We start from the raw sequence: 20,896 nt of genomic DNA, 5'->3' as shown, positions 1-20,896 counted from the left end.
ACGGTCAGACGAGTGCGTCGAGAGCGAACGCGACCCCCGCGGCGCGCTCGCTGGCGGCCCAGAGTCGGGCGGCCTCGGTGCGGTCGTGGGCCCGTGGCTCGGCGCGGACGACCGTCGCCGCACCCCGGAGCTGCATCCAGCCGGACGGTCCCCAGTACTCGCCGGAGCGGACGTCGTCCGCCACGGCAGCGTGCACGAGCGGGTCGGCGCCGGCGTCCTTGCCCTGTGCGTACAGGCGCTGCGCCGGACGGGTCCACGCCGGCTCGGAGCGGGACGACGCGACGTCCGGCCGCTCGGGCGAGAGCAGGTCGAGCGAGAAGCCCGGGTGCGCGACGACACTTGCCACCGAAGAGCCCGCATCCGCCAGTCGCTCGGCCAGCTCGAAGCCGAACAGCATGACCGCGAGCTTGCTCCGGCCGTACTGGCGGTAGCTCGAGTAGTGGCGCGCGCCGAGTGGATCCGTCGGATCGAATCGCGCCCAGCGGTGCGCGATCGAGCCGAGGTGCACCACCCGTCCGGCACGGCGTTCCAGCAGCGGGAGGGTCAGGGCCGTCCACGCGAAGTGCCCGAGGTGGTTCGTGCCCACCTGGAGCTCGGTCCCCTGCGCGGTCCGCTGCATCGTGCTCGCGCCGACCACGCCGGCGTTGTTGACGACCGCGTCGACGCCGTCCGGCTGCAGGTGCGCGAGCTCGTCGGCTGCGGCACGCACGCTGTCGAGGTCCGCCAGGTCGAGGTGCACGTGCGCGAGGTCGGCGCCGTCCACGTGTCGCCGGATGCTCCGTTCGGCGGCTGCGGCGCGCGAGCTGTCCCGGGTCGCCAGCACGACGCGGTGTCCGGCCGCGGCGAGCTGCTCGGCCGCGAAGTACCCGAGGCCGGCGCTCGCCCCCGTGACGACGACGGTCCGCGACGGCCCCGGGACCGTCGCCCCGACGTCAGTTGACATGTCCGGCGGACTCCATCTGCCGCAGCGCCTTCTTGAGGTCCTGGACCTCGTCGCGGAGTCGCGCCGCCAGCTCGAACTTCAGCTCGGCGGCGGCCTGCAGCATCTGCTCGTTGAGGTCCCCGATGGTGGCCTCGAGCTGGGTCGCCCCTTCGCCGGCGATGCCGGTCCGCTTGAGGTTCGGCGTCGGGGAGCGTCGACCGTCCGCACCAGGCCGACCCTCGAGCAGCGCCTTGGTGTCGTCGTTCTCCCGCGCCAGGATCTCCGTGATGTCGGCGATCTTCTTGCGCAGGGGCTGGGGGTCGATGCCGCGCTCGAGGTTGTACGCCACCTGCTTCTCGCGGCGGCGGTCGGTCTCCTCGATCGCGGTCTTCATCGAGTCGGTCATCTTGTCGGCGTACATCAGCACCTGACCCGACACGTTGCGGGCGGCGCGACCGATCGTCTGGATGAGCGAGGTCGACGAGCGCAGGAAGCCTTCCTTGTCGGCGTCGAGGATCGCGACGAGCGACACCTCGGGCAGGTCGAGCCCCTCGCGCAGCAGGTTGATGCCGACGAGCACGTCGTAGACGCCCTGGCGCAGCTCGGTGAGCAGTTCGACGCGCTTCAGGGTGTCCACGTCGGAGTGGAGGTACCGGACGCGGACCCCCGCGTTGCCGAGGAAGTCGGTGAGCTCCTCGGCCATGCGCTTCGTGAGCGTGGTGACCAGGACGCGCTCGTCCTTCTCGACGCGCTGCTTGATCTCCTCGAGCAGGTCGTCGATCTGGCCGTCACTCGGCTTCACGACGATCTCGGGGTCGACCAGGCCGGTCGGGCGGATGATCTGCTCGACCACGCTGTCGGTCACGCCGAGTTCGTACCGACCCGGCGTCGCTGACAGGTAGACCTTCTGGCCGGAGCGCTCGAGGAACTCCTCCCACCGAAGCGGTCGGTTGTCGAGGGCGCTCGGCAGTCGGAAGCCGTGCTCGACGAGGGTGCGCTTGCGTGACGCGTCGCCCTCGTACATCGCGCCGATCTGCGGCACGGTCACGTGCGACTCGTCGATCACGATGAGCAGGTCGTCCGGGAAGAAGTCGAGCAGGCAGTGCGGCGGCTCCCCCGCGGCGCGGCCGTCCATGTGGCGGGAGTAGTTCTCGATGCCCGAGCAGAAGCCGATCTGCTCCATCATCTCGATGTCGAACGTGGTCCGCATCCGCAGGCGCTGGGCCTCGAGCAGCTTGCCCTGGCCCTCGAGCTCGGTCAGCCGCTCGGCGAGCTCGTCCTTGATCGTGGCGATCGCGCGGTGCATGACCTCGGTGTCGGCGACGTAGTGCGACGCCGGGAAGATCGACACCGCGGGCATGTCCTCGATCACGTTGCCGGTCAGCGGGTGCAGGTACGAGAGCGCCTCGACCTCGTCTCCGAACATCTCGATGCGGATCGCGTGTTCCTCGTACATCGGGATGATCTCGAGGGTGTCGCCACGGACCCGGAAGGTGCCGCGCGCGAAGTCGACGTCGTTGCGCTGGTACTGCATCGAGACGAACTTGCGGACGAGCTGGTCGCGCGAGATCGTCTGGCCGACGTGGAGCGCGACCGAGGCGTTCATGTACTGTTCCGGCGTCCCGAGGCCGTAGATGCACGACACCGTCGACACCACGACGACGTCGCGCCGGCTGAGCAGGGAGTTGGTCGTCGAGTGTCGCAGCCGCTCGACCTCGGCGTTGACGGACGAGTCCTTCTCGATGAAGGTGTCGGTCTGCGGGACGTACGCCTCGGGCTGGTAGTAGTCGTAGTACGAGACGAAGTACTCGACCGCGTTGTTCGGCAGCAGGCTCCGGAACTCGTTCGCGAGCTGTGCCGCGAGGGTCTTGTTGTGTGCGAGAACCAGCGTCGGGCGCTGCACCTGCTCGATGAGCCAGGCGGTCGTCGCCGACTTGCCGGTACCGGTCGCACCGAGCAGCACGACGTCCGTCTCACCGGCGTTGATGCGGCCGGCGAGCTCGGCGATCGCCGCGGGCTGGTCGCCGCTCGGCGAGTACTCGCTGATGACCTCGAACGGGCGGACCGCGCGCGTGGGCTCGATTGACACTGCCATGCCGACAACGCTAGTCGGCACCCCTGACACCGGAGCCGACTGCTCGCCGTCGGCGTATCGTCCAGGCCAGGCTGGCTCAAAGACCGCTGATAGGGATCCGGCATAGCCTCCGATCCGTTCAGCAACCCGAATCGCTCTCACTCCCCTGGAGAGGCCCCATGACGACGGCGACCCCCGCCGCACCGACGAAGGGCACCCCGTTCCGCGGACGCATCCGCGGACGAGTGCTCATCCTCCTCTGCTTCATGTACGCGATCTCGTACATCGACCGCACCAACATCTCGACCGCGCTCCCGCACATCACCGAGGACTTCGGCTTCAACGAGACGACCGCCGGACTCATCGTCTCGGCGTTCGCGCTCCCCTACGCACTGCTCCAGGTGTTCGGCGGAACGATCGCCGAGAAGTTCGGACCGCGGAAGGCCCTCTTCGTCATCACCGTCGTCTGGGGCGTCGCGACCCTGTGGACCGGTTTCTCGGTCGGGTTCTGGACCCTCTTCGCCGCCCGCGCGCTCCTCGGTCTCAGCGAGGCCGCCGCGTTCCCCGCCGCCACCCAGGCGATGAGCCGGTGGATCCCCCGCGACCGCAACGGCTTCGCGCAGGGCGTCGTGCACTCGGCCGCCCGCCTCGGCAACGCGCTCGCGCCGCTCCTGGTCGCGTGGGTGATCGGTGCGACCGGCAGCTGGCGGTGGGCGTTCTTCGCGACCGCCGTGCTGAGCATCGCGTGGGCCGTCGTCTGGTTCGTCTGGTTCCGCGACAAGCCCGAGGACACCGCCGGCATCCGGCAGGTCGAACTCGACGAGCTCCCGCCCGTCGAGACCCGCGCCACGCGCCCGCCCGTCCCGTGGCGCACGCTCGCGCGCCAGATCCTGCCGGTGACCTTCGTCGACTTCGGCTACGGCTGGGTGCTCTGGGTGTTCCTCACCTGGATCCCCACCTTCCTCAGCTCCACCTACGGTCTGCCGATCAGCCAGTTCGCACTCTTCACCACGCTCGTGCTGCTCGCCGGGGTCGTCGGCGACACCGTCGGCGGCATGCTCAGCGACCGCATCATCCACCGCGGCGGCGACAGCCGGAACGCCCGCAGGATCGTCCTCGTCACCGGACTCGGAGGCTCGCTCATCTGCCTCGTCCCGCTGGTCATCGGGCAGGGCCTCGTCGTCGCCACGATCTCGCTCGCGCTGTCGTTCTTCTTCCTCGAGCTCTGCAACGCCAACCTCTGGGCGATCCCGATGGACGTCGCGCCGCAGTGGTCCGGGACGGCCTCGGGGTTCATGAACACCGGGTTCGGCATCGCCGGCGTGATCTCGCCGATCGTCTTCGGCGCGCTGATCGACGCCTCGGGGTGGCAGCTCCCGTTCGCGCTGTCCTGCGCCCTCCTCGCCGCGGCGGCGGTCGTCGCCTGGTACATGAAGCCGAAGCGCCTCACGATGACGGACGGCGTCCTCGAGATCGGCGTCCCGAAGGCCGAGCAGCACACCGCCTGACCGCCGCAGGGGCGGGCCCCCACCCCGCCCCGCCTGGTCCCGCCCTGCCTGGCCCGCCCTGGGCGGCCCCGCCCGCGCACGGTGCGCCGTCCGTCAACCCGTGCGACGTTGCACGCTCCGTGCGCCACTGCAACCCCGCACCCAGCGCGCAGCACCGCACGCGGTCACGAGACCCGCACGGTGCGGACGGGAGGCGCGGCGCCAGCCCGCCCCGTCCCTCCCGTCCGCCAGCACGCACGACGTGACGCGCGATGCCAGCCCGCCCCGTCCCTCCCGACCGCCACCACGCACGACGGGAGCCGCGGTGCCAGCCCGCCCCGCCCCTCCCGTCCGGCAAGCCGACCGGCCAGCGCACGGTGCGCCGTCCGTCAACCCGTGCGACGTTGCACGCTCCGTGCCCCGCCACAACCCCGCACCCAGCGCGCCGCACCGCACCCGGTCACGAGACCCGCACGGTGCGGACGGGAGGCACGGCGCCAGCCCGCCCCGTCCCTCCCGACCGCCACCCGCACGGCGGGAGCCGCGGCGCCAGCCCGCCCCGCGCGTCGCGTCCGGCCAGCCGACCGGCCAGCGCACGGTGCGCCGTCCGTCAACCCGTGCGACGTTGCACGCTCCGTGCACCACTGCAACCCCGCACCCAGCAAACACCACCGCACACGGTCACGACGCCCGCACCGTGCGGACGGGAGGCACGGCGCCAGCCCGCCCCGTCCCTCCCGACCGCCACCCGCCCGGCGGAAGCCGCGGTGCCAGCCCGCCCCGCGCCTCCCGTCCGGCCAGCCGACCGGCCAGCGCACGGTGCGCCGTCCGTCAACCCGTGCGACGTTCCACGCTCCGTGCGCCGCAACAACGCCGCACCCAGCGCGCAGCACCGCACCACGCCGCGGACCCAGCACGGTGCGCACGCGCACCCGCCGCGCGCAACACAGCCCGGCAGCGTCGCCGTCGAGGCCGCACTCAGCGGGTCGGACGCCTCCCGACGTCGTCCGTCTCCCCCACGAGCGCATCGTCCGGCTCCACCGGCTCCACCGGCTCCACCGGCTCCACCTGCTGGACGGCCGACTCGGACGAACCCGACCCGCCAGCGGCCGGAACGCCCCCTCTGGTTCCGACCCCGCGCCGAGCACCCGCCTCCCGTCTCCGCGCCCGCGCCGCCCGCTGCCCACGCGACGCCAGCGACGGCCGCCCGGTCAGGGGCACGCTCAGCGGCGTCCACCGGAACAGCTCCGTGACGAGGACCGACAGCAGGAGCACCAGCACGTACGTGACGAGCGTCAACCACGGCTTCGGGACGACCCGCTCGAGCACGCTGTCGCCGTAGAGCAGGATCCAGATCGCGAACGGGTGACTCAGGAAGATGCCGAACGACCGGTCCGAGCCGTAGTCGACCACGCGCGCGAGCGGGCTGCCGGGTCGACGCCGATCAGCCCACCGGGCGCCGATGGCCAGGAACCCGACGAACACGGCGCTGCTCCAGATCACCTGGATCGGCTGCAGCGGGGTCCCCGCGGCGTAGAGCGACTGTCCGAGACCGACCTGCAGCGCCCAGACGCCGAGTGTGAGGGCACCGACGCCCGCGAAGCCCCAGAGGACGGCGCGGCGGTGCACCCGGATGAACCGGAGGAAGGCGTCGGCGTGGTCGGCGGCGATCGCCCCCGAGACGATGAAGAAGACGTACGAGAAGAAGAACTGCTTCTGGTAGCCCTGCATCCACGCGTCGCTGGCCGGGAAGTACTTGTACCCGGCGAAGACGACGAGCTGGACAACGAGCGTCACGACGAGGACGGCGACGTGGTGCCCGCGCGTCCGCCGCACGAGCCACGCGATCACGGGCAGCAGCAGGTACACCTGCATGGTCACGAGCAGGAAGTACAGGTGGTACCAGGAGACGCCGGTGACGATGCCCTCGGCGTAGGTGCGCACGAGGTCGGGGACGTCGCCGCGGCGGGTGGCGCTCAGGAGCCAGGACGCCGCCACGTAGACGAACGACCACGCCAGGTAGGGCACGCCGACGAGCAGGAAGCGCTTGGGCCAGAACTGCGCCATCGGCCGGGGGCGCAGCGTGTAGCTGTACACGAGGACGAAGGCCGTGAGCGAGAAGAACACGAGCCGGGTGAAGTGGAGCAGGCCGAGCAGCGCGTTCAGCGGCACGTCGTCGGCGGCGACCGTGTGGCTGGTCGTGTGCACGCCGATGACGCAGGCGAAGGTCAGGATCCGCAGGACGTCGACCTCGTAGAGGTGCCGGGGCTTCCCCTCGGCGGTGCGGGTCGGCGTCTGCACGGCGCGCGAGGACGCCGGGGCGGCGCCCCCGGACACAGCGGCAGCACGCGGCACAGAGGCACTGCCGGTCACGGCTGCTCGGCCATCGTCCGCACCTTCGCCCGCTGGACCTTGCCGGTCGGCGCCCGCGGCAGGTCGGGCACCACGACGATCTCGACCGGGCGTCGGAACCGGGTGAGCCGGGCCTCGGCGCGCGCCGTGAGGTCGGCGACCAGGGCATCGGCGTCCACGACCTCGTCCGGCTGCGGGATCACGTACGCGATCGGCACCGCGCCCAGGACGTCGTGCGGCCGCCCGACGACCACGGCCTCGAGCACGCGGTCGTCCCCGAGCAGCACGTCCTCGACCTCGGACGGGTAGACCTTCTCGCCCCCACGGTTGATGACGTCGTCGGAGCGTCCGGCGAGCGAGACCGAGCCGTCCGCCGAGACCGAGCCCACGTCGCCCGTGCTCAGCCAGCCGTCCGCGTCGAACCGTTCGGCCGCGCGCCCGAAGAGGTACCGGTGCACGATGCCCGCGCCGCGGATCCAGAGAGCACCGACCTCGTCGGCGGGCAGCACGGAGCCGTCCTCGCCCCGGACCTGCACCTCGGACCCGACGGGCACACCGACGGTCCCGACCCGCGCCGGAGCGTCGAGCGGGGTCGCGGTGATCTGCGACGCCCCCTCGGTCATCCCCCAGCTGACGACGAGCGGCACGTCCCCGAGGGCCTGCCGCACCGGGTCCGGCAGCGGTGCGGAGGCACTCCGGACGAACCGGAGCCCCGCGGGGAAGTCGAGCGGACCGGTCTTCGCGAGGACGGCGAGGATCGCGGGCACGGCGTTGAGCCACGTGATCCGACGCTCGGCGAGGAGCTCCCAGAACCCGGTCCGGCGGAACCGTCGATCGACCACCAGGGTCGCACCGGCGACGAGGGTGGCGAGCAGCCCCACGACCTCGGCGTTGACGTGGAAGAGCGGGAGCGAGTTGAACCCGCGGTCCTCGGGGGTGAGCCGGTTGTGCCGCGCGACCGCGCGGGCGACGAACAGCAGCTGCGACTCGGGCAGCTCGACACCCTTCGGGGTCCCGGTGGAGCCGGAGGTGAACAGCACGACCGACCCCTCGCCGGGTGCGTCCGGGCTGACCGTCGGTAGGTCGCCGTCGCGCACGCCGGCCGGGAGGAACGTGGCCGCGTCGATCCCGCTCGCGGGCGCGCCCGGGATGGTCGCGTCCACGGCACGGTCGGTCACCACGATTGAGGCGCCGCCGATCAGGTCGGCGAGACGGCCCGGTTCCGTGGTCGGCTGCCCGGTGTCGACGGGGATCGCCCGACGCCCGGTCGCGAGGGCGGCGAGGTGCACGACGGCGAAGGAGAGCGGGTCGCCGAGGTCGACGAGAACCGCTCCGGACGGTGCGACCCCGATCGCGTCGAACGTCGAGGACCACGCGGACACCGCGTCGTCGAGCGCACGGTAGGTCAGGACGCGGTCGCTGCGCGCGTCCTCGAGGTAGTTGCGCTCGGCGTCCTGCTCCGCCCGGGAACGGATGGTCGAGCGCAGGTCGGGTCCTTCACCTGCTTGCTGCACGGACTCAGAGTATTGCGGGATCCTATGACGGGTCCGAAGGGAACCGGTGGAGCAGCCACTGCCACAGCCCCTCCATCCGCGGGAGCCCGTCCGGACCGATCGGCGTCGAGTCCTTGATCGTCCGCGAGTGGCTCTCGCCCGGCGAACCGACCTGGATGTCCGTGAGGATCGCGTGGGGGTCTTGGCCGGCACCCGGGGGTGCGGTGTCGGTCCGGAACGGCCCGGTGTCGCCGTCGAGGCCGAGCACCTTCCACGACCCGCGGATCCGGGGCCCGAACACGTCGCGGACGTCGTCGATCGCGTACATCCGGTCGACCGGCGTCCTGCCGGGGCGGTCCATCCAGGCCGCGTGTTCGCTCCCGAGCGACTCCACGGGCGACGAGAACATCAGCGCTCCTCGGACCGAGCGGATGTGCGCGATGTACGCCGCTTCGCCGCCGCCCTGCGAGTGCCCGGCCACGACGATGTCCTCCCACGCGATGTCGGAGTCACCCTGCACGAAGCGCCCCCACCCGCCCTCGGGGTCGTGGTCGTCGAGGTACGCGATCGCGTCGCGGAACCGGGAGACGATCGACCCGGACGGCTCCACCGAACTGAACCGGGACGGACGGGTGCCGTCGAACCGGTTGCGCTGCACCGTGCCGTAGCAGCTCGGGTCCGCCTCGCAGGTCCCCGACAGGGTCTTGCCGAGGTTCCAGTAGTCGAGGCCGAGCACGTGGTAGCCGTCGCGCAGCGCCGTGGACAGGAACAGCTGGTAGTCGGCGGGACGGGCTCGGGTCGCCGGCAGGAAGAGCAGCAGCGGGCCACCCGAGTCGGTCCGTGCCGCGAAGTCGTCACGGTTCGGCTCGAGCCGCTGCCCGTTGATGGTGCCGAGTCGGAAGCGGTGGAACTCCCCCGCCGGACCGTGCTCGTCACCGCGTGGTCGATCGGCTGCGGCGACCCGGCCGTGCTCGGCCACGCGTTCCCCGCCGAGGACGTTCGCCGCGACGAGCGACGCGGCACCGATGACGACGAGGACGACGGCGGCGATGACGAGGAGCAGCCGGTGCTTCATCGGCCGATACGGTCCCAGACCGCGTCGGCGGAGCGGAGCGTGTCCGCGAGGCTCCCCGTGGCGTCCACCACGTGGTCGGCGAGTGCCAGCCGCTCGGCGTCGCTCGCCTGCGCGGCCACTCGGCGCTCGGCCTCGTCCCGGGGCATCCCGCGGTGCTCCACGAGGCGCTCGATGCGCTGGGCCGCGGGGGCGTCGACCACGACGACGGCGTCGAACCGCAGCGGCCGGCTCCCCCGGGCCTCGGCGAGGAGGGGCACGTCGTAGACCACGACGGCGTCGGGGTCCGCGCGTTCGGCGGCGTCGAAGGCCGCCTGGGCGAGACGCCACACCTCGGGGTGGGTGATCCCCTCGAGGTCCTTCCGCGCTGCGGCGTCGGCGAACACGATCGCGCCGAGCGCCGGCCGGTCGAGCGACCCGTCGGCCGCGATCACGCCGGGGCCGAACCGCTCGGCGACCTGCGCGAGGCCGGGACTGCCGGGGGCGACGGCGTCCCGGGCGAGCCGGTCGGCGTCGACGACGACCGCACCGTGCTCGGCCCACCGTCCGGAGACGGTCGACTTGCCCGCGGCGATGCCGCCCGTGAGACCGATGATGCGCACAGCGACAGGGTACCGACCCACGCCGCACGAACGGCCGGAAGCCCGGCACCCCTTCTCAGGGATGCCGGGCTTCCGGTGCGGGAGCGCTGCTCGATCAGTTGGTCGAGCTGAGCTTCTCGCGGAGCGCTGCGAGCGACGCGTCGTCGGCCAGGGTTCCCTGACCGTTCGACTCGGTCGCGAACGTCGACGACGACGACGAAGCGGTCGCCGGGAGGTCGAAGCCACCCTGCGCCTCGTCGGCGATGGTCTTCGCGACCTGCGCCTTGTGGGCTTCCCAACGCGCCTGGGCGGCGGCGTACTGGCCCTCCCACTCGGTGCGCTGGGTGTCGTAGCCCTCGAGCCACTCGTTCGTCTCCGGGTCGAAGCCGTCCGGGTACTTGTAGTCGCCCTTGTCGTCGTACTCGGTCGGCATGCCGTAGAGCGCCGGGTCGAACTCGGTGCCCTCGGGGTCCACGCCCTCGTTCGCCTGCTTGAGGCTGAGCGAGATGCGGCGACGGTCGAGGTCGATGTCGATGATCTTGACGAAGACCTCGTCGTTGACCGAGACGACCTGCTCGGCGAGCTCGACGTGCTTGTTCGAGAGCTCCGAGATGTGCACGAGGCCCTCGATGCCGTCGGCAACGCGGACGAAGGCACCGAACGGCACGAGCTTCGTGACCTTGCCCGGCGCGATCTGACCGATCGCGTGGGTGCGGGCGAAGACCTGCCACGGGTCTTCCTGCGTGGCCTTGAGCGAGAGCGACACGCGCTCGCGGTCCAGGTCCACCTCGAGGATCTCGACGGTGACTTCCTGACCGACCTCGACGACCTCGCTGGCGTGCTCGATGTGCTTCCAGCTGAGCTCGGAGACGTGGACGAGACCATCGACGCCGCCGAGGTCGACGAACGCACCGAAGTTGACGATCGACGACACGATGCCCTTGCGGACCTGGCCCTTGTGGAGGTTGTTGAGGAACGTGGTCCGGGACTCGGACTGCGTCTGCTCGAGCAGCGCGCGGCGCGAGAGGACGACATTGTTCCGGTTCTTGTCGAGCTCGAGGATCTTCGCCTCGAGCTCCTGGCCGAGGTACGGCGTCAGGTCGCGGACGCGACGCAGCTCGATGAGCGAGGCCGGGAGGAAGCCGCGGAGACCGATGTCGACGATCAGGCCGCCCTTGACGACCTCGATGACCGTACCGGTCACGACGCCGTCGGACTCCTTGATCTTCTCGACGTCGCCCCAGGCGCGCTCGTACTGCGCACGCTTCTTCGACAGGATGAGGCGACCTTCCTTGTCCTCCTTCTGGAGAACCAGGGCCTCGACCTCGTCGCCGACCTCGACGACCTCGTTGGGGTCGACGTCGTGCTTGATGGAGAGCTCGCGCGAGGGGATGACACCCTCGGTCTTGTAACCGACGTCGAGGAGGACCTCGTCGCGGTCGATCTTCACGACGGTGCCGGAGATGAGGTCTCCGTCGTTGAAGAACTTCAGGGTCTTCTCGACCTCGGCCAGGAAGTCATCAGCCGAGCCGATGTCGTTGATGGCGACCTGCTTGGGAGCCTTGGTCGTGGTGGTTGTCATGTAGAGATTGCTCCGAACGGACATGAGTCGGGCCAGACGGCGAGGGAGCGACCCCCTGGTCCGAACCGGATGCCGGTTCGAGCCGTCCTGGCGATGTGTTTGATGAGCGCGGATTGCGCCGCACAAGTCTAACCGCAGCGGGCGAGCGCCCACAACCGGGCGTGTCGGTTCGTGACGACGCCCGGCGGATCAGTCGAGCAGGGCACTCCGGAGCGTGTCGAGCCCGATGCTGCCGAGCGCGAGCGCGCGGTGGTGGAACGCCTTCAGGTCGAAGGCGGCACCCTCGCGGGCCGCCACCTCGTCGCGGATCGACTCCCAGACGCGCTGCCCGACCTTGTACGACGGCGCCTGCCCGGGCCACCCGAAGTATCGGGCGACCTCGAACTGGACGAACTCGTCGGACATGTTCACGTTCTGCCGCATGAAGTCGAGCGCGTACTCCCACGTCCACGCCCCGCCGTCGGGGTTCGTCTTCTGCAGGTGGACGCCGATGTCGAGCACCACACGAGCCGCACGCATCCGCTGCCCGTCGAGCATGCCGAGCCGGTCGCCGTCGTCGTCCAGGAAGCCGAGCTGCTCCATGAGGCGCTCGGCGTAGAGCGCCCAGCCCTCGACGTGGCCCGAGGACCCGGCCAGTTGCCGCCGCCACGTGTTCAGCTCGCCCCGGTTGTAGACGCCCTGGCTGATCTGCAGGTGGTGACCGGGGACGCCCTCGTGGTACACCGTCGTCTTCTCGCGCCAGGTGCCGAACTCGGTGACGCCCTGCGGCACGGACCACCACATGCGGCCGGCGCGCGAGAAGTCGTCGGACGGGCCGGTGTAGTAGATCCCACCCTCCTGCGTCGGCGCGATCCGGCACTCGAGGCGCTTGATCGGGTCGGCGATGTCGAAGTACCTGCCGTCCATCGCACGGATCGACTCGTCACTGGTCTCCTGCATCCACCGCTGCAGGGCGTCGGTGCCGTGCAGCACGCGGGCGGGGTCGGCGTCGAGGACCTCGATCGCCCGGGCGACGCTCGCACCGGACTCGATGCGGTCGGCGATGCGCTCCTGCTCCGCACGCATCCGGGCGAGCTCCTCGATGCCCCACTGGTACGTCTCGTCCAGGTCGACGACCGCGCCCAGGAAGCGTCGGGAGTGCAGCTCGTACGCCTCGCGACCGACGGCGTCCACGGGCGTCGCGAGCGGCATGAGCTCGTGCTCGAGGAACTGCCCGAACGACCGGTAGGCGGCCGCGGCGACCTCGGCCCCGCGGGCCAGCTCGGCGCGGAGCGCCTCGGGCACGGACCCGCCGTCGTCGAACGCGGCACCGTCGACGAGCTGTCGGAAGACACCGTCCTCGGCGCCGGTGCGGGTGGCCTGTTCGGCGATGAGCGCCACCTGGCGGCGCGCCGGCGTCACGTCCTCACGCGTGCCCTCGAGCAGGGTCTCGCGGATGCCCTCGATCGCGTCGGGAAGGGCGTGCAGACGGCTCGCGATGTCCTGCCAGTCGGACTCGGTCGCGGTCGGCATGAGGTCGAGGACGTCGCGCACCGACTGCGCCGGGCTGGCGATGACGTTGAGGTCGCGGAGGTGCAGCTTCCGGTCGAACGACTCCTGGACGAGGTCCAGCTCGGCCCCGAGGTCCGTCTTCGTCACCCGGTCGACGGCGTCCACCGCGTCGGCGGCGTCCAGCGCGCGCTTCGCGGACCGGGCCGCCTCGGCGAGGGCCGCAGCACCGGCGGGCGACGTGTCGCCGTACTCCCCCGTCCGCCCCGAGACCCCGATGTACGTGGCGACGGTCGGGTCGAGGTCGACGAGGGTGGCCACCCAGTCCTCGGCGACCCGGTCGACGGCGGAGGGCTGGCGGACGGGACGGTCATCGGTCATGTCCTCGACCCTATCCACGTCGGCGCACGACGTGGAACCCGTGGGACGGGAGGCGCGGTGCGAGCCCGCACCGTCCCTCCGGGCACGGCCGTCACGCCGTCGGCGCGTCGCGCCGGTACCGGCTGATGGGGCCCAGCTCGCGGGCCGACAGGCGGTCGCGCGTCAGTGCGCCGCCGCCTCCCAGTTCGGGCCGACGCCGACGGACACGTCCAGCGGGACGCTGAGCTCGGCCGCACCGCCCATGCGGGTGCGGAGGATGTCCTCGACCCGCTCCTGCTCGCCGGGAGCGACCTCGAGGATGAGCTCGTCGTGCACCTGCAGGAGCAGGTGGGAGTCCAGCCCGCCGTCGCGGAGGTCGGCGGCCACGCCGAGCATCGCGATCTTCATGATGTCGGCCGCCGATCCCTGGATCGGCGCGTTCAGGGCGGCGCGCTCGGCGTTCTCGCGGAGGACGCGGTTCGGGCTCTTCAGGTCCGGGAACGGACGACGACGGCCGAAGATCGTCTCGGTGTAGCCGTCCTCGCGCGCCTGCTCGACGACGCCGCGCAGGTAGTCGCGGACCGAGCCGAACCGGGCGAAGTACTCGTTCATGAGCGTGCGCGCCTCGGACTGCTCGATGCGGAGCTGCTTCGACAGACCGAACGGGCTGAGGCCGTACGCGAGGCCGTAGGACATCGCCTTGACCTTCGTGCGCATCTCGGGCGTGACGTCGGCGGGTTCGACCGAGAACACCCGGGCGCCGACGAAACGGTGCAGGTCCTCGCCCTCGTTGAAGGCCTGGATCAGACCCGGGTCACCGGACAGGTGCGCCATGATGCGCATCTCGATCTGCGAGTAGTCGGCGGTGATGAGCGTCGTGTAGGGCTCGGCGACGGCGAACGCCGAGCGCACGCGACGCCCGACCGCGGTCTTCACCGGGATGTTCTGCAGGTTCGGGTCGGTCGACGAGATCCGGCCGGTGCTGCTGCCGGTCTGCTCGTACCGGGTGTGGATGCGACCGTCGACGACCGCGGCGTCCAGCGTGTCGACGATCTGACGGAGCTTCGTGGCGTCACGGTGCTGCAGCAGCAGGCCGAGGAACGGGTGCGGGTGCTGCTCCTGCAGGTCGGTGAGGCTGGCGGCGTCGGTCGAGAACCCGGTCTTGGTCTTGCGGGTCTTCGGCATCGCGAGCTCGGTGAAGAGCACTTCCTGCAGCTGCTTGGGCGACCCGAGGTTCACCTCGTGCCCGATCTCGGCGAAGGCCTGCTGCGCGAGTTCGGCCGCGCGCTCCCCGAGGTCGTGCGAGAGCCCGGTGAGCACGGGGCGGTCGATCGCGACGCCGGTGGTCTCCATGCCGGCGAGGACCGGCACGAGCGGGAGCTCGATGTCGTCGAGGACCCGCAGCGACGACTCGTCGAGGCGGGCACGCAGCGCCGTCGTGACCCGCAGCACGAACCACGCGTGCACGCCGACGTTCACCGGGTCGGTCTCGGGGACGAGCTGGTTCGGGTCGGCCGTCGGCAGCTCTTCGCCGAGCTCCTGGTAGACGAGGTCGGCGAGCGGCTGTCCCTGCTTGCCCGGCTGTGCGAGCCACCCGATCAGGCGGGCGTCCCCGGCGATGCCGTTCACCTCGAACCCGGCCGTGGCCAGCGCCTTGATCGCGGTCTTGGCGTCGTGGAAGTGCTTCGGGGCGTCGGACGCGAACCACGCTGAGAGCTGCTCGTAGTCCTTCGCGCCGCTGCCGCCCGGGACGAGGACCGCGTCGTCGTGCGTCGCGATGCCGATGGCGCTGAGGCGTCCGTCGATGACCTCGACGGCGACGCCGTAGCCGTTCGCCGCCTCAGCCGCGTTGCGACGCTCGAGCCAGTAGCCGAGTTCCTCGTCGATGAGGGTCTTGACGGACGGCGGCGTCGGCGCCCCGCTGTCGACCGACCCCGCGGTCTCGGTGGCGTCGGACGGCTCGCCGGTGCCCGCGACCTTGAACACGCGGTCGAGCAACGTGCGGAACTGCAGCTTGGCGAAGAGCTCGCGCACCGCGGTCTCGTCGAGGGGCCGCAGCGCGACGTCGGCCGGACCCACGGGGAGCTCGACGTCGTTGACGAGACGGTTCAGCTTGCGGTTGCGGATCGCGCGGTCCCGCTGCTCGCGGAGGTTGTTGCCGACGACGCCCTTGATCTCGTCGGCGTGCTCGAGCACCCCGTCGAGCGAACCGTACTGGGTGATCCACTTGACGGCGGTCTTCTCGCCGACCTTGTCGATGCCGATGAGGTTGTCGCTGGTCTCCCCCACGAGCGCGGCGATGTCGGGGTACTGGTGCGGCTCGATGCCGTAGCGCTCGTAGACCTTGTCGCGGTCGTAGCGGGTGAGCTCGGAGACGCCGCGGACGGACGGGTACAGCAGCGTGACGTCGTCGTTCACGAGCTGGATGGAGTCGCGGTCGCCGGACACCACGTACACCTGGTAGCCCTGCTCGGCGCCCTGGCGGGCGAAGGTGGCGAGGATGTCGTCGGCCTCGTAGTCCTCCTTCGTCACGGTCGTGATGCCCATCGCCTCGAGCGCCTGCTGCAGCAGCGGGATCTGCCCCTTGAACTCGGCCGGGGTCTCGGAACGGGTGCCCTTGTAGTCCTCGTACTCGCGGGTGCGGAACGAGAACCGCGAGATGTCGAACGCGACCGCGAGGTGGGTCGGCTTCTCCCGCTGGAGCAGCATCAGCAGCATCGAGATGAAGCCGTGGATGGCGTTCGTGTGCTGCCCCTCGCGGTTCACGAAGCTGTCGACCGGCAGCGCGTAGAAGGCCCGGAAGGCGAGCGAGTGGCCGTCGATGACCATGAGGGTAGGCTTTGCGGAGTCCGACACCCGGACAGCCTACCGACGCCATCCGACACGGGAGTCCGCCAGCGTGACCGACGAAGCCACCTCCACGAAGGGCGTCGACGGACGGCTCGCCGACCGCGGCATGGGCGAGCTCGCCGAGAAGATGGGCATGGTCATCACGGAGCTCTCCGCCGAGCGCGCCGTGGGGACGATCCCGGTCGAGGGCAACCGGCAGCCGGTCGGGCTGCTGCACGGCGGCGCGTACGTCGTGCTCGCCGAGAGCCTCGGGTCGATGGCCGCGAACGTGCACGCTGGTCCCGGCCGGTACGCCGTCGGCATCGAGCTGAACGCCTCGCACTCCCGGAGCGCCACGAGCGGCCTGGTGACCGGCACCTGCACGGCGCTGCACCTGGGGAACACGCTCACCACGCACGAGATCGTCCTCACCGACGACCAGGGGCGGCGCTGCTCCACCGTGCGCATCACCAACATGATCCGCGAAGCCCGCTGATCCCGGCGGGCGTCACGAAGGAGTGATCCGTGCCCGCCACCGACTGGAGGATCGAACTGATCCTCGTCCCCGTCAGCGACGTCGACCGATCCCGCGCATTCTACGAACGCATCGGCTTCTCGATCGACCACGACCAGCGTGTCTCCGACGAGCTCCGCTTCGTGCAGGCCACCCCGCCCGGGTCGGCCTGCTCCATCGCGTTCGGCGAGGGCATCATGTCGCCGGACGTCGTCCCGGGTTCGCTCAAGTCGATCCAGGTCGTCGTGCCGGACGCCGACGAGGCGCTCGCGCACCTGCAGGGGCTCGGCGTCGACGCGATCGGCGTGGACGAGCTGGCCTGGGGTCGCTTCGTCTTCTTCACCGACCCCGACCGGAACGCCTGGACCCTGCAGGAGCTGCCGTCGCGCGGGTGACGGGTCAGTCCTCGGGCGGCCGCTGCAGCAGCAGTCGCGCATCGCCGAAACCGAGGCGGCGGTAGAGCGTCTCGCCGACCACGCTCGAGTGCACGACGACGCGTTCGGCGCCGGCGTCGTCCGCCTCGACGAGCAGCCGTTCGACGAGGCGTCCTGCGACACCGGCGCCCCGGAGCTCCGGGTGCACGTAGACCGTCTGCAGTTCGGCGGCCACCCGGCCCCTGGGGCGGTGCGGTGCCGGCGGCCGGGGGTTCAGGGCGAGCCACGCCATCCCGAGCACGCGCCCGTCCCGCTCGGCCACCACGCACCGGTGCGAGTCGGCGTGCTCGGCGGCGAACGCGGTCATCGCCTCGCGGTACGCCTCCGGCGTGACCGCCGGAGCGGCGCCGTCCTCGTCGACGCTCCACCGCCAGCGCAGGTCGGCCACCGCCGGCATGTCGTCGGGCCTGGAGGCACGGATCACCACGTCGTCCATCGTTCCACCCTGCCAGGTGGTCGGGTCCACCGCCGCGGGCCGCCCGGTCGCCGCACCCGGTCCGTCGACGGACGACGAGAGCGCCGCCTCCCCGAGGGGAGACGGCGCTCTCGTGCGAGCGACGGTGTCGCTACTTCTTGGCGCTGAGCTGCTCGATGATCGCCTTGGCGACGTCGTGCATGGTCAGCCGACGGTCCATCGAGGCCTTCTGGATCCAACGGAACGCCTCGGGCTCGGTGAGGCCCATCTTCTCGTTGAGCAGGCCCTTGGCGCGGTCGACGAGCTTGCGGGTCTCGAAGCGCTCGACGAGGTCGGCGACCTCGGCCTCGAGCGTGATGATCTGCTGGTGCCGCGAGAGGGCGATCTCGATCGCGGGGAGCAGGTCGTTCGGCGTGAACGGCTTGACGACGTAGGCGAGGGCGCCGGCCTCGGTCGCACGCTCGACGAGGTCCTTCTGGCTGAAGGCCGTGAGGAGGACCACGGGGGCGATGTGGTTCTTCGAGAGCTTCTCGGCGGCGGAGATGCCGTCGAGCTGCGGCATCTTGACGTCCATCACGACGAGGTCGGGACGGAGGTCGGTGGCGAGCTGCACGGCGGTCTCGCCGTCACCCGCTTCGCCGACGACGTCGAACCCGTTGTCGCGGAGGATCTCGACGATGTCGAGGCGGATGAGCGACTCGTCCTCGGCGACGACGACGCGACGGGGTGCTGTTGCAGTTGCTTCTGTGTCACTCACACGCAAGAGCCTACTAGACACCGGAACGCGCGTTCGTCAGGCGGCGGATGCCGCGTTGTACGAGTGGCGGGACGGTCGGACTGGGACTGTCCCGCACGCCGTGAGCCGCGTTGTACGAGTGGCGGGACTCGAACCCGCACGCCGTGAGGCAGAGCATTTTGAGTGCCCCGTGTCTACCGTTCCACCACACTCGCTGGCGGACATCAGGCTAGCAGGGCGCCCGCCCTCGGACGCGCACCCTCCGGCACCGTCGGGCTCGTCGCGAGGCGCAACTCGAAGACCGCGCCACCGAGGTCCCCGTCGGGCCCGTGGACGAGCGACCCGCCGTGCGCGAGTGCGATGCCCCGGGCGATGGGGAGCCCGAGCCCCGCCCCACCGGAGCGGACGTCCCGGGCGTCCTCGAGCCGGACCAGCCGGTCGAAGACGCGCTCGCGGTCGGCTGCCGGGATGCCCGGGCCGTCGTCCTCGACCCGGAGCACCGCGTCGTCCGGCCCCGCGCGGAGCGTCAGCCGGACGCTGCCCGTCCCACCGGTCGCCCGCGCGGCGTTGTCGACCAGGTTGCCGAGGACCTGCGCGAGCCGGTCCGGGTCCACGTCGGCGTCGACCGCGTGGTCCGGGACGTCGAGGTCGAGCTCCACGCCGGGGAGCCGGATCCGGAGCCGATCGGCCTCGGCACGCAGCCAGTCGACGAGGTCGGTGCGGCGTCGGTCGAGGGCGATGCCCCGGTCGAGGCGCGCCATCGTGAGCATGTCGTCGACGAGGCGTGCCGCGCGGTCGGCCTGCCGGACGACGTGCACGGCCAGGACCTCGTTCGTCGCGGGGTCGTCCGGTCCGTTCCGGACGAGGGTGTCCGCGGCCGCGCGGACGCCGGCGACGGGGGTGCGGAGCTCGTGGGCCGCGTCGGAGAGGAACGCGCGGACCCGTTCCTCGGCGGCGACCGCCTGCGCCTCGGCGCCCTCGACCGCGTCGAGCATCTCGTCGAGGGCGAGTGCGACGCGGCCGATCTCGGTGTCGGTGCGTGACGGGCGGAGCCGCCGTCCCCGGTCGCCCGCGGTGATGGAGCGGGCCGCCCGGGTCATCTCGTCGAGCGGCCTCAGGGAGCGGCGGACGACGAGCACGACACCCACGACGGCGACCCCGAGGAATGCGGCCGACGCCCCGCCCATGACCCAGCCGAGCTGCGTCAGGGTCTCCTGCACGTCGCGGGTCCCCGCGGTCAGGGTGATGCGGGTTCCGTCGGCGAGGTCGGAGCGGAGCGTGAGCACCCCGTCGTCCTCGTGCACCGACGACGACGCGATGGTGGCCCCGGCGGTGGCGGACGACGCCGTGCCGGAAGACCCCGAGCCGGACGACGCCGTGCCGGAAGACCCCGAGCCGGACGACCCCGTGCCGCTCGACCCCGACGCGCTCGTCCCCGCCGACCGCGGTGCCGGACCCGGCAGTGTGCCCGGGTCGGGCGGACCCTTCCGGAGCTGCTCCGGGCTGGGCCCCGCCTCGACCGCGGCGCCGTCGGGCTCGACGATCCGCACCGAGAGTCCCTGGGCGGACAACCGGTCGGCGAGGTCGCTCGCGTCGAGCACCCCGACGAGCGCGGCGGCGGCCGAGGCGCGGTCGCGCAGACGGTCCTCGACCTGGGCGGTCAGACGGGCGCCGAGCACGGCCTCGACCGCGACGACGAGGGCCGTGAGCAGGACGGTGAGGAGCACGAGGATGGCGATCACCGTCCGCAGGCGCAGCGAGGTGGTGCGCAGCCGACCGTCGCGCATCACGCTGCACCCCGGTCGACGGCGAGCCGGTACCCGAGGCCCCGGACGGTGTGCACGAGCCGCGGACCGTGCGCCTCCATCTTCCGCCGCAGCGCGCTCAGGTGGACCTCGACCAGGTTCGGCGCGATGTCCTCGTAGCCCCAGACCTGCGTCGTGATCTGCCCCTTCGACACGGTCCGCCCCCGGCTCTCAGCGAGGAACCGGAGCAGCCGGAACTCGGTCGCGGTCAGGTCGAGCAGCACGCCGCCACGCCGGACCGTCGACCCGTCGGGGTCGAGGACGAGGTCGCCCACCTCGATCACGGACGGCACCCGCCCGCGCCGCCGCAGCACGGCCGTGACGCGGGCGACGAGCTCCGCCATCGCGAACGGCTTCACCACGTAGTCGTCGGCACCCTCGGCGAAGCCGCGGAGTCGGTCGTCGAGCTCGTCGCGCGCGGTGGTCATCACGACCGCGGCGTCCGAGCGGGCGCGGATGCGGGCGGCCAGCAGGATGCCGCTCGGCCCGGGGAGCATCCAGTCCAGCAGGACGAGGTCCGGGGCGGTGCGGTCCAGGTCGGCCGCGATGGAGCGGCCGTCGGCGACCTCGGCGACGGCGAAGCCCTCGGCGCGGAGGGTCGTCACGACGGCGGTGCGGAGGGAGTCGTCGTCCTCGACCACCAGGATGCGTGCGGGTGCGTTCACGGCGGCCACGGTAGGGCGGTTCCGCCAGCACGGAGCATGGAACGAGCTGGAGAACCCCTGTGCGCAGCAGATGCTTCAGTCCTGCTT

Annotated in this window: 16 protein-coding genes and 1 tRNA gene; 3 read left to right on the top strand and 14 right to left on the bottom strand. The window is 71.5% G+C overall.

The genetic code is table 11. The annotated features are described in order from the left end of the window. Positions 1-4: 4 nt before the first annotated feature. On the bottom strand, positions 5-943 hold the full coding sequence (locus tag ACNQOV_RS03500) for an SDR family NAD(P)-dependent oxidoreductase (RefSeq protein ID WP_416393392.1): 939 nt from the start codon (positions 941-943) through the stop codon (positions 5-7). Then, the gene (uvrB, locus tag ACNQOV_RS03495; RefSeq protein WP_416393437.1) at positions 933-3,005 is read right to left on the bottom strand and encodes an excinuclease ABC subunit UvrB; all 2,073 of its coding nucleotides are present in this window, start codon (positions 3,003-3,005) and stop codon (positions 933-935) included. The genes ACNQOV_RS03500 and uvrB overlap by 11 nt, the downstream gene beginning before the upstream one ends. A gap of 170 nt (positions 3,006-3,175) precedes the next feature. Between uvrB and ACNQOV_RS03490 the strand changes: the two genes are divergently transcribed. Further along, positions 3,176-4,504, top strand: a complete 1,329-nt coding sequence (locus ACNQOV_RS03490) for an MFS transporter (protein WP_416393391.1) — start codon at positions 3,176-3,178, stop codon at positions 4,502-4,504. Positions 4,505-5,461: 957 nt separating this feature from the next. Here the strand turns inward: ACNQOV_RS03490 and ACNQOV_RS03485 are convergent. From ACNQOV_RS03485 to polA, 7 genes are all read right to left on the bottom strand, one after another. Continuing rightward, positions 5,462-6,784 (bottom strand): acyltransferase, encoded by a 1,323-nt coding sequence (locus tag ACNQOV_RS03485; RefSeq protein WP_416393390.1) that lies wholly within the window; start codon positions 6,782-6,784, stop codon positions 5,462-5,464. Between the two features lie 68 nt (positions 6,785-6,852). Continuing rightward, positions 6,853-8,349 (bottom strand): class I adenylate-forming enzyme family protein, encoded by a 1,497-nt coding sequence (locus ACNQOV_RS03480; RefSeq protein WP_416393389.1) that lies wholly within the window; start codon positions 8,347-8,349, stop codon positions 6,853-6,855. A 22-nt stretch (positions 8,350-8,371) separates the two neighbouring features. Continuing rightward, a complete protein-coding gene (locus ACNQOV_RS03475) occupies positions 8,372-9,403 on the bottom strand; it encodes a BPSS1187 family protein (protein ID WP_416393388.1) in 1,032 nt (343 codons plus the stop codon). Beyond that, positions 9,400-10,002: a dephospho-CoA kinase gene (coaE, locus tag ACNQOV_RS03470; RefSeq protein ID WP_416393387.1), complete on the bottom strand. Its 603-nt coding sequence runs from the start codon at positions 10,000-10,002 to the stop codon at positions 9,400-9,402. The genes ACNQOV_RS03475 and coaE overlap by 4 nt, the downstream gene beginning before the upstream one ends. A gap of 94 nt (positions 10,003-10,096) precedes the next feature. Then, on the bottom strand, positions 10,097-11,563 hold the full coding sequence (gene rpsA / locus ACNQOV_RS03465) for a 30S ribosomal protein S1 (protein ID WP_022905568.1): 1,467 nt from the start codon (positions 11,561-11,563) through the stop codon (positions 10,097-10,099). Positions 11,564-11,752: 189 nt separating this feature from the next. Beyond that, on the bottom strand, positions 11,753-13,432 hold the full coding sequence (locus ACNQOV_RS03460; protein ID WP_416393386.1) for a DUF885 domain-containing protein: 1,680 nt from the start codon (positions 13,430-13,432) through the stop codon (positions 11,753-11,755). A 162-nt stretch (positions 13,433-13,594) separates the two neighbouring features. Beyond that, positions 13,595-16,267 carry a DNA polymerase I gene (gene polA / locus ACNQOV_RS03455; RefSeq protein WP_416393385.1) on the bottom strand — a complete coding sequence of 891 codons (2,673 nt, stop codon included), beginning with the start codon at positions 16,265-16,267 and terminating at the stop codon, positions 13,595-13,597. A gap of 100 nt (positions 16,268-16,367) precedes the next feature. Between polA and ACNQOV_RS03450 the strand changes: the two genes are divergently transcribed. Together ACNQOV_RS03450 and ACNQOV_RS03445 are read left to right on the top strand one after the other, a co-directional pair. Next, positions 16,368-16,736 carry a PaaI family thioesterase gene (locus tag ACNQOV_RS03450; protein ID WP_148286828.1) on the top strand — a complete coding sequence of 123 codons (369 nt, stop codon included), beginning with the start codon at positions 16,368-16,370 and terminating at the stop codon, positions 16,734-16,736. Positions 16,737-16,765: 29 nt separating this feature from the next. Then, complete coding sequence (locus ACNQOV_RS03445; RefSeq protein WP_022905564.1) at positions 16,766-17,149, top strand: VOC family protein; 384 nt, start codon at positions 16,766-16,768, stop codon at positions 17,147-17,149. 4 nt (positions 17,150-17,153) lie between these two features. On the opposite strand, the gene ACNQOV_RS03440 is transcribed toward ACNQOV_RS03445, so the two are convergent. The 5 genes from ACNQOV_RS03440 to ACNQOV_RS03420 all read right to left on the bottom strand — a co-directional run bounded on the left by ACNQOV_RS03440 (position 17,154) and on the right by ACNQOV_RS03420 (position 20,809). Beyond that, positions 17,154-17,624 (bottom strand): GNAT family N-acetyltransferase, encoded by a 471-nt coding sequence (locus ACNQOV_RS03440; protein ID WP_416393384.1) that lies wholly within the window; start codon positions 17,622-17,624, stop codon positions 17,154-17,156. Between the two features lie 130 nt (positions 17,625-17,754). Then, complete coding sequence (locus ACNQOV_RS03435; RefSeq protein WP_022905562.1) at positions 17,755-18,360, bottom strand: ANTAR domain-containing response regulator; 606 nt, start codon at positions 18,358-18,360, stop codon at positions 17,755-17,757. Positions 18,361-18,473: 113 nt separating this feature from the next. Then, positions 18,474-18,554: transfer RNA gene (locus tag ACNQOV_RS03430), tRNA-Leu, on the bottom strand. A 9-nt stretch (positions 18,555-18,563) separates the two neighbouring features. Then, a complete protein-coding gene (locus ACNQOV_RS03425; RefSeq protein ID WP_416393436.1) occupies positions 18,564-20,126 on the bottom strand; it encodes an ATP-binding protein in 1,563 nt (520 codons plus the stop codon). Beyond that, the gene (locus tag ACNQOV_RS03420; protein WP_416393383.1) at positions 20,126-20,809 is read right to left on the bottom strand and encodes a response regulator transcription factor; all 684 of its coding nucleotides are present in this window, start codon (positions 20,807-20,809) and stop codon (positions 20,126-20,128) included. The genes ACNQOV_RS03425 and ACNQOV_RS03420 overlap by 1 nt, the downstream gene beginning before the upstream one ends. Positions 20,810-20,896 lie beyond the last annotated feature (87 nt).

The sequence above is a fragment of the Curtobacterium sp. LFS084 genome (assembly GCF_047977705.1).
In the GTDB taxonomy this organism is placed as follows: domain Bacteria; phylum Actinomycetota; class Actinomycetes; order Actinomycetales; family Microbacteriaceae; genus Curtobacterium.
This window is presented reverse-complemented; position numbering and strand designations above follow the sequence as displayed.

Bases quoted from the DNA above. Each gene is read 5' to 3' on its own strand.
- ACNQOV_RS03500 (WP_416393392.1), bottom strand. From the start codon at position 943: ATGTCAACTGACGTCGGGGCGACGGTCCCGGGGCCGTCGCGGACCGTC.
- ACNQOV_RS03490 (WP_416393391.1), top strand. From the start codon at position 3,176: ATGACGACGGCGACCCCCGCCGCACCGACGAAGGGCACCCCGTTCCGC.
- ACNQOV_RS03475 (WP_416393388.1), bottom strand. From the start codon at position 9,403: ATGAAGCACCGGCTGCTCCTCGTCATCGCCGCCGTCGTCCTCGTCGTC.
- rpsA (WP_022905568.1), bottom strand. From the start codon at position 11,563: ATGACAACCACCACGACCAAGGCTCCCAAGCAGGTCGCCATCAACGAC.
- ACNQOV_RS03460 (WP_416393386.1), bottom strand. From the start codon at position 13,432: ATGACCGATGACCGTCCCGTCCGCCAGCCCTCCGCCGTCGACCGGGTC.
- ACNQOV_RS03450 (WP_148286828.1), top strand. From the start codon at position 16,368: ATGGGCGAGCTCGCCGAGAAGATGGGCATGGTCATCACGGAGCTCTCC.
- ACNQOV_RS03440 (WP_416393384.1), bottom strand. From the start codon at position 17,624: ATGGACGACGTGGTGATCCGTGCCTCCAGGCCCGACGACATGCCGGCG.
- ACNQOV_RS03425 (WP_416393436.1), bottom strand. From the start codon at position 20,126: ATGCGCGACGGTCGGCTGCGCACCACCTCGCTGCGCCTGCGGACGGTG.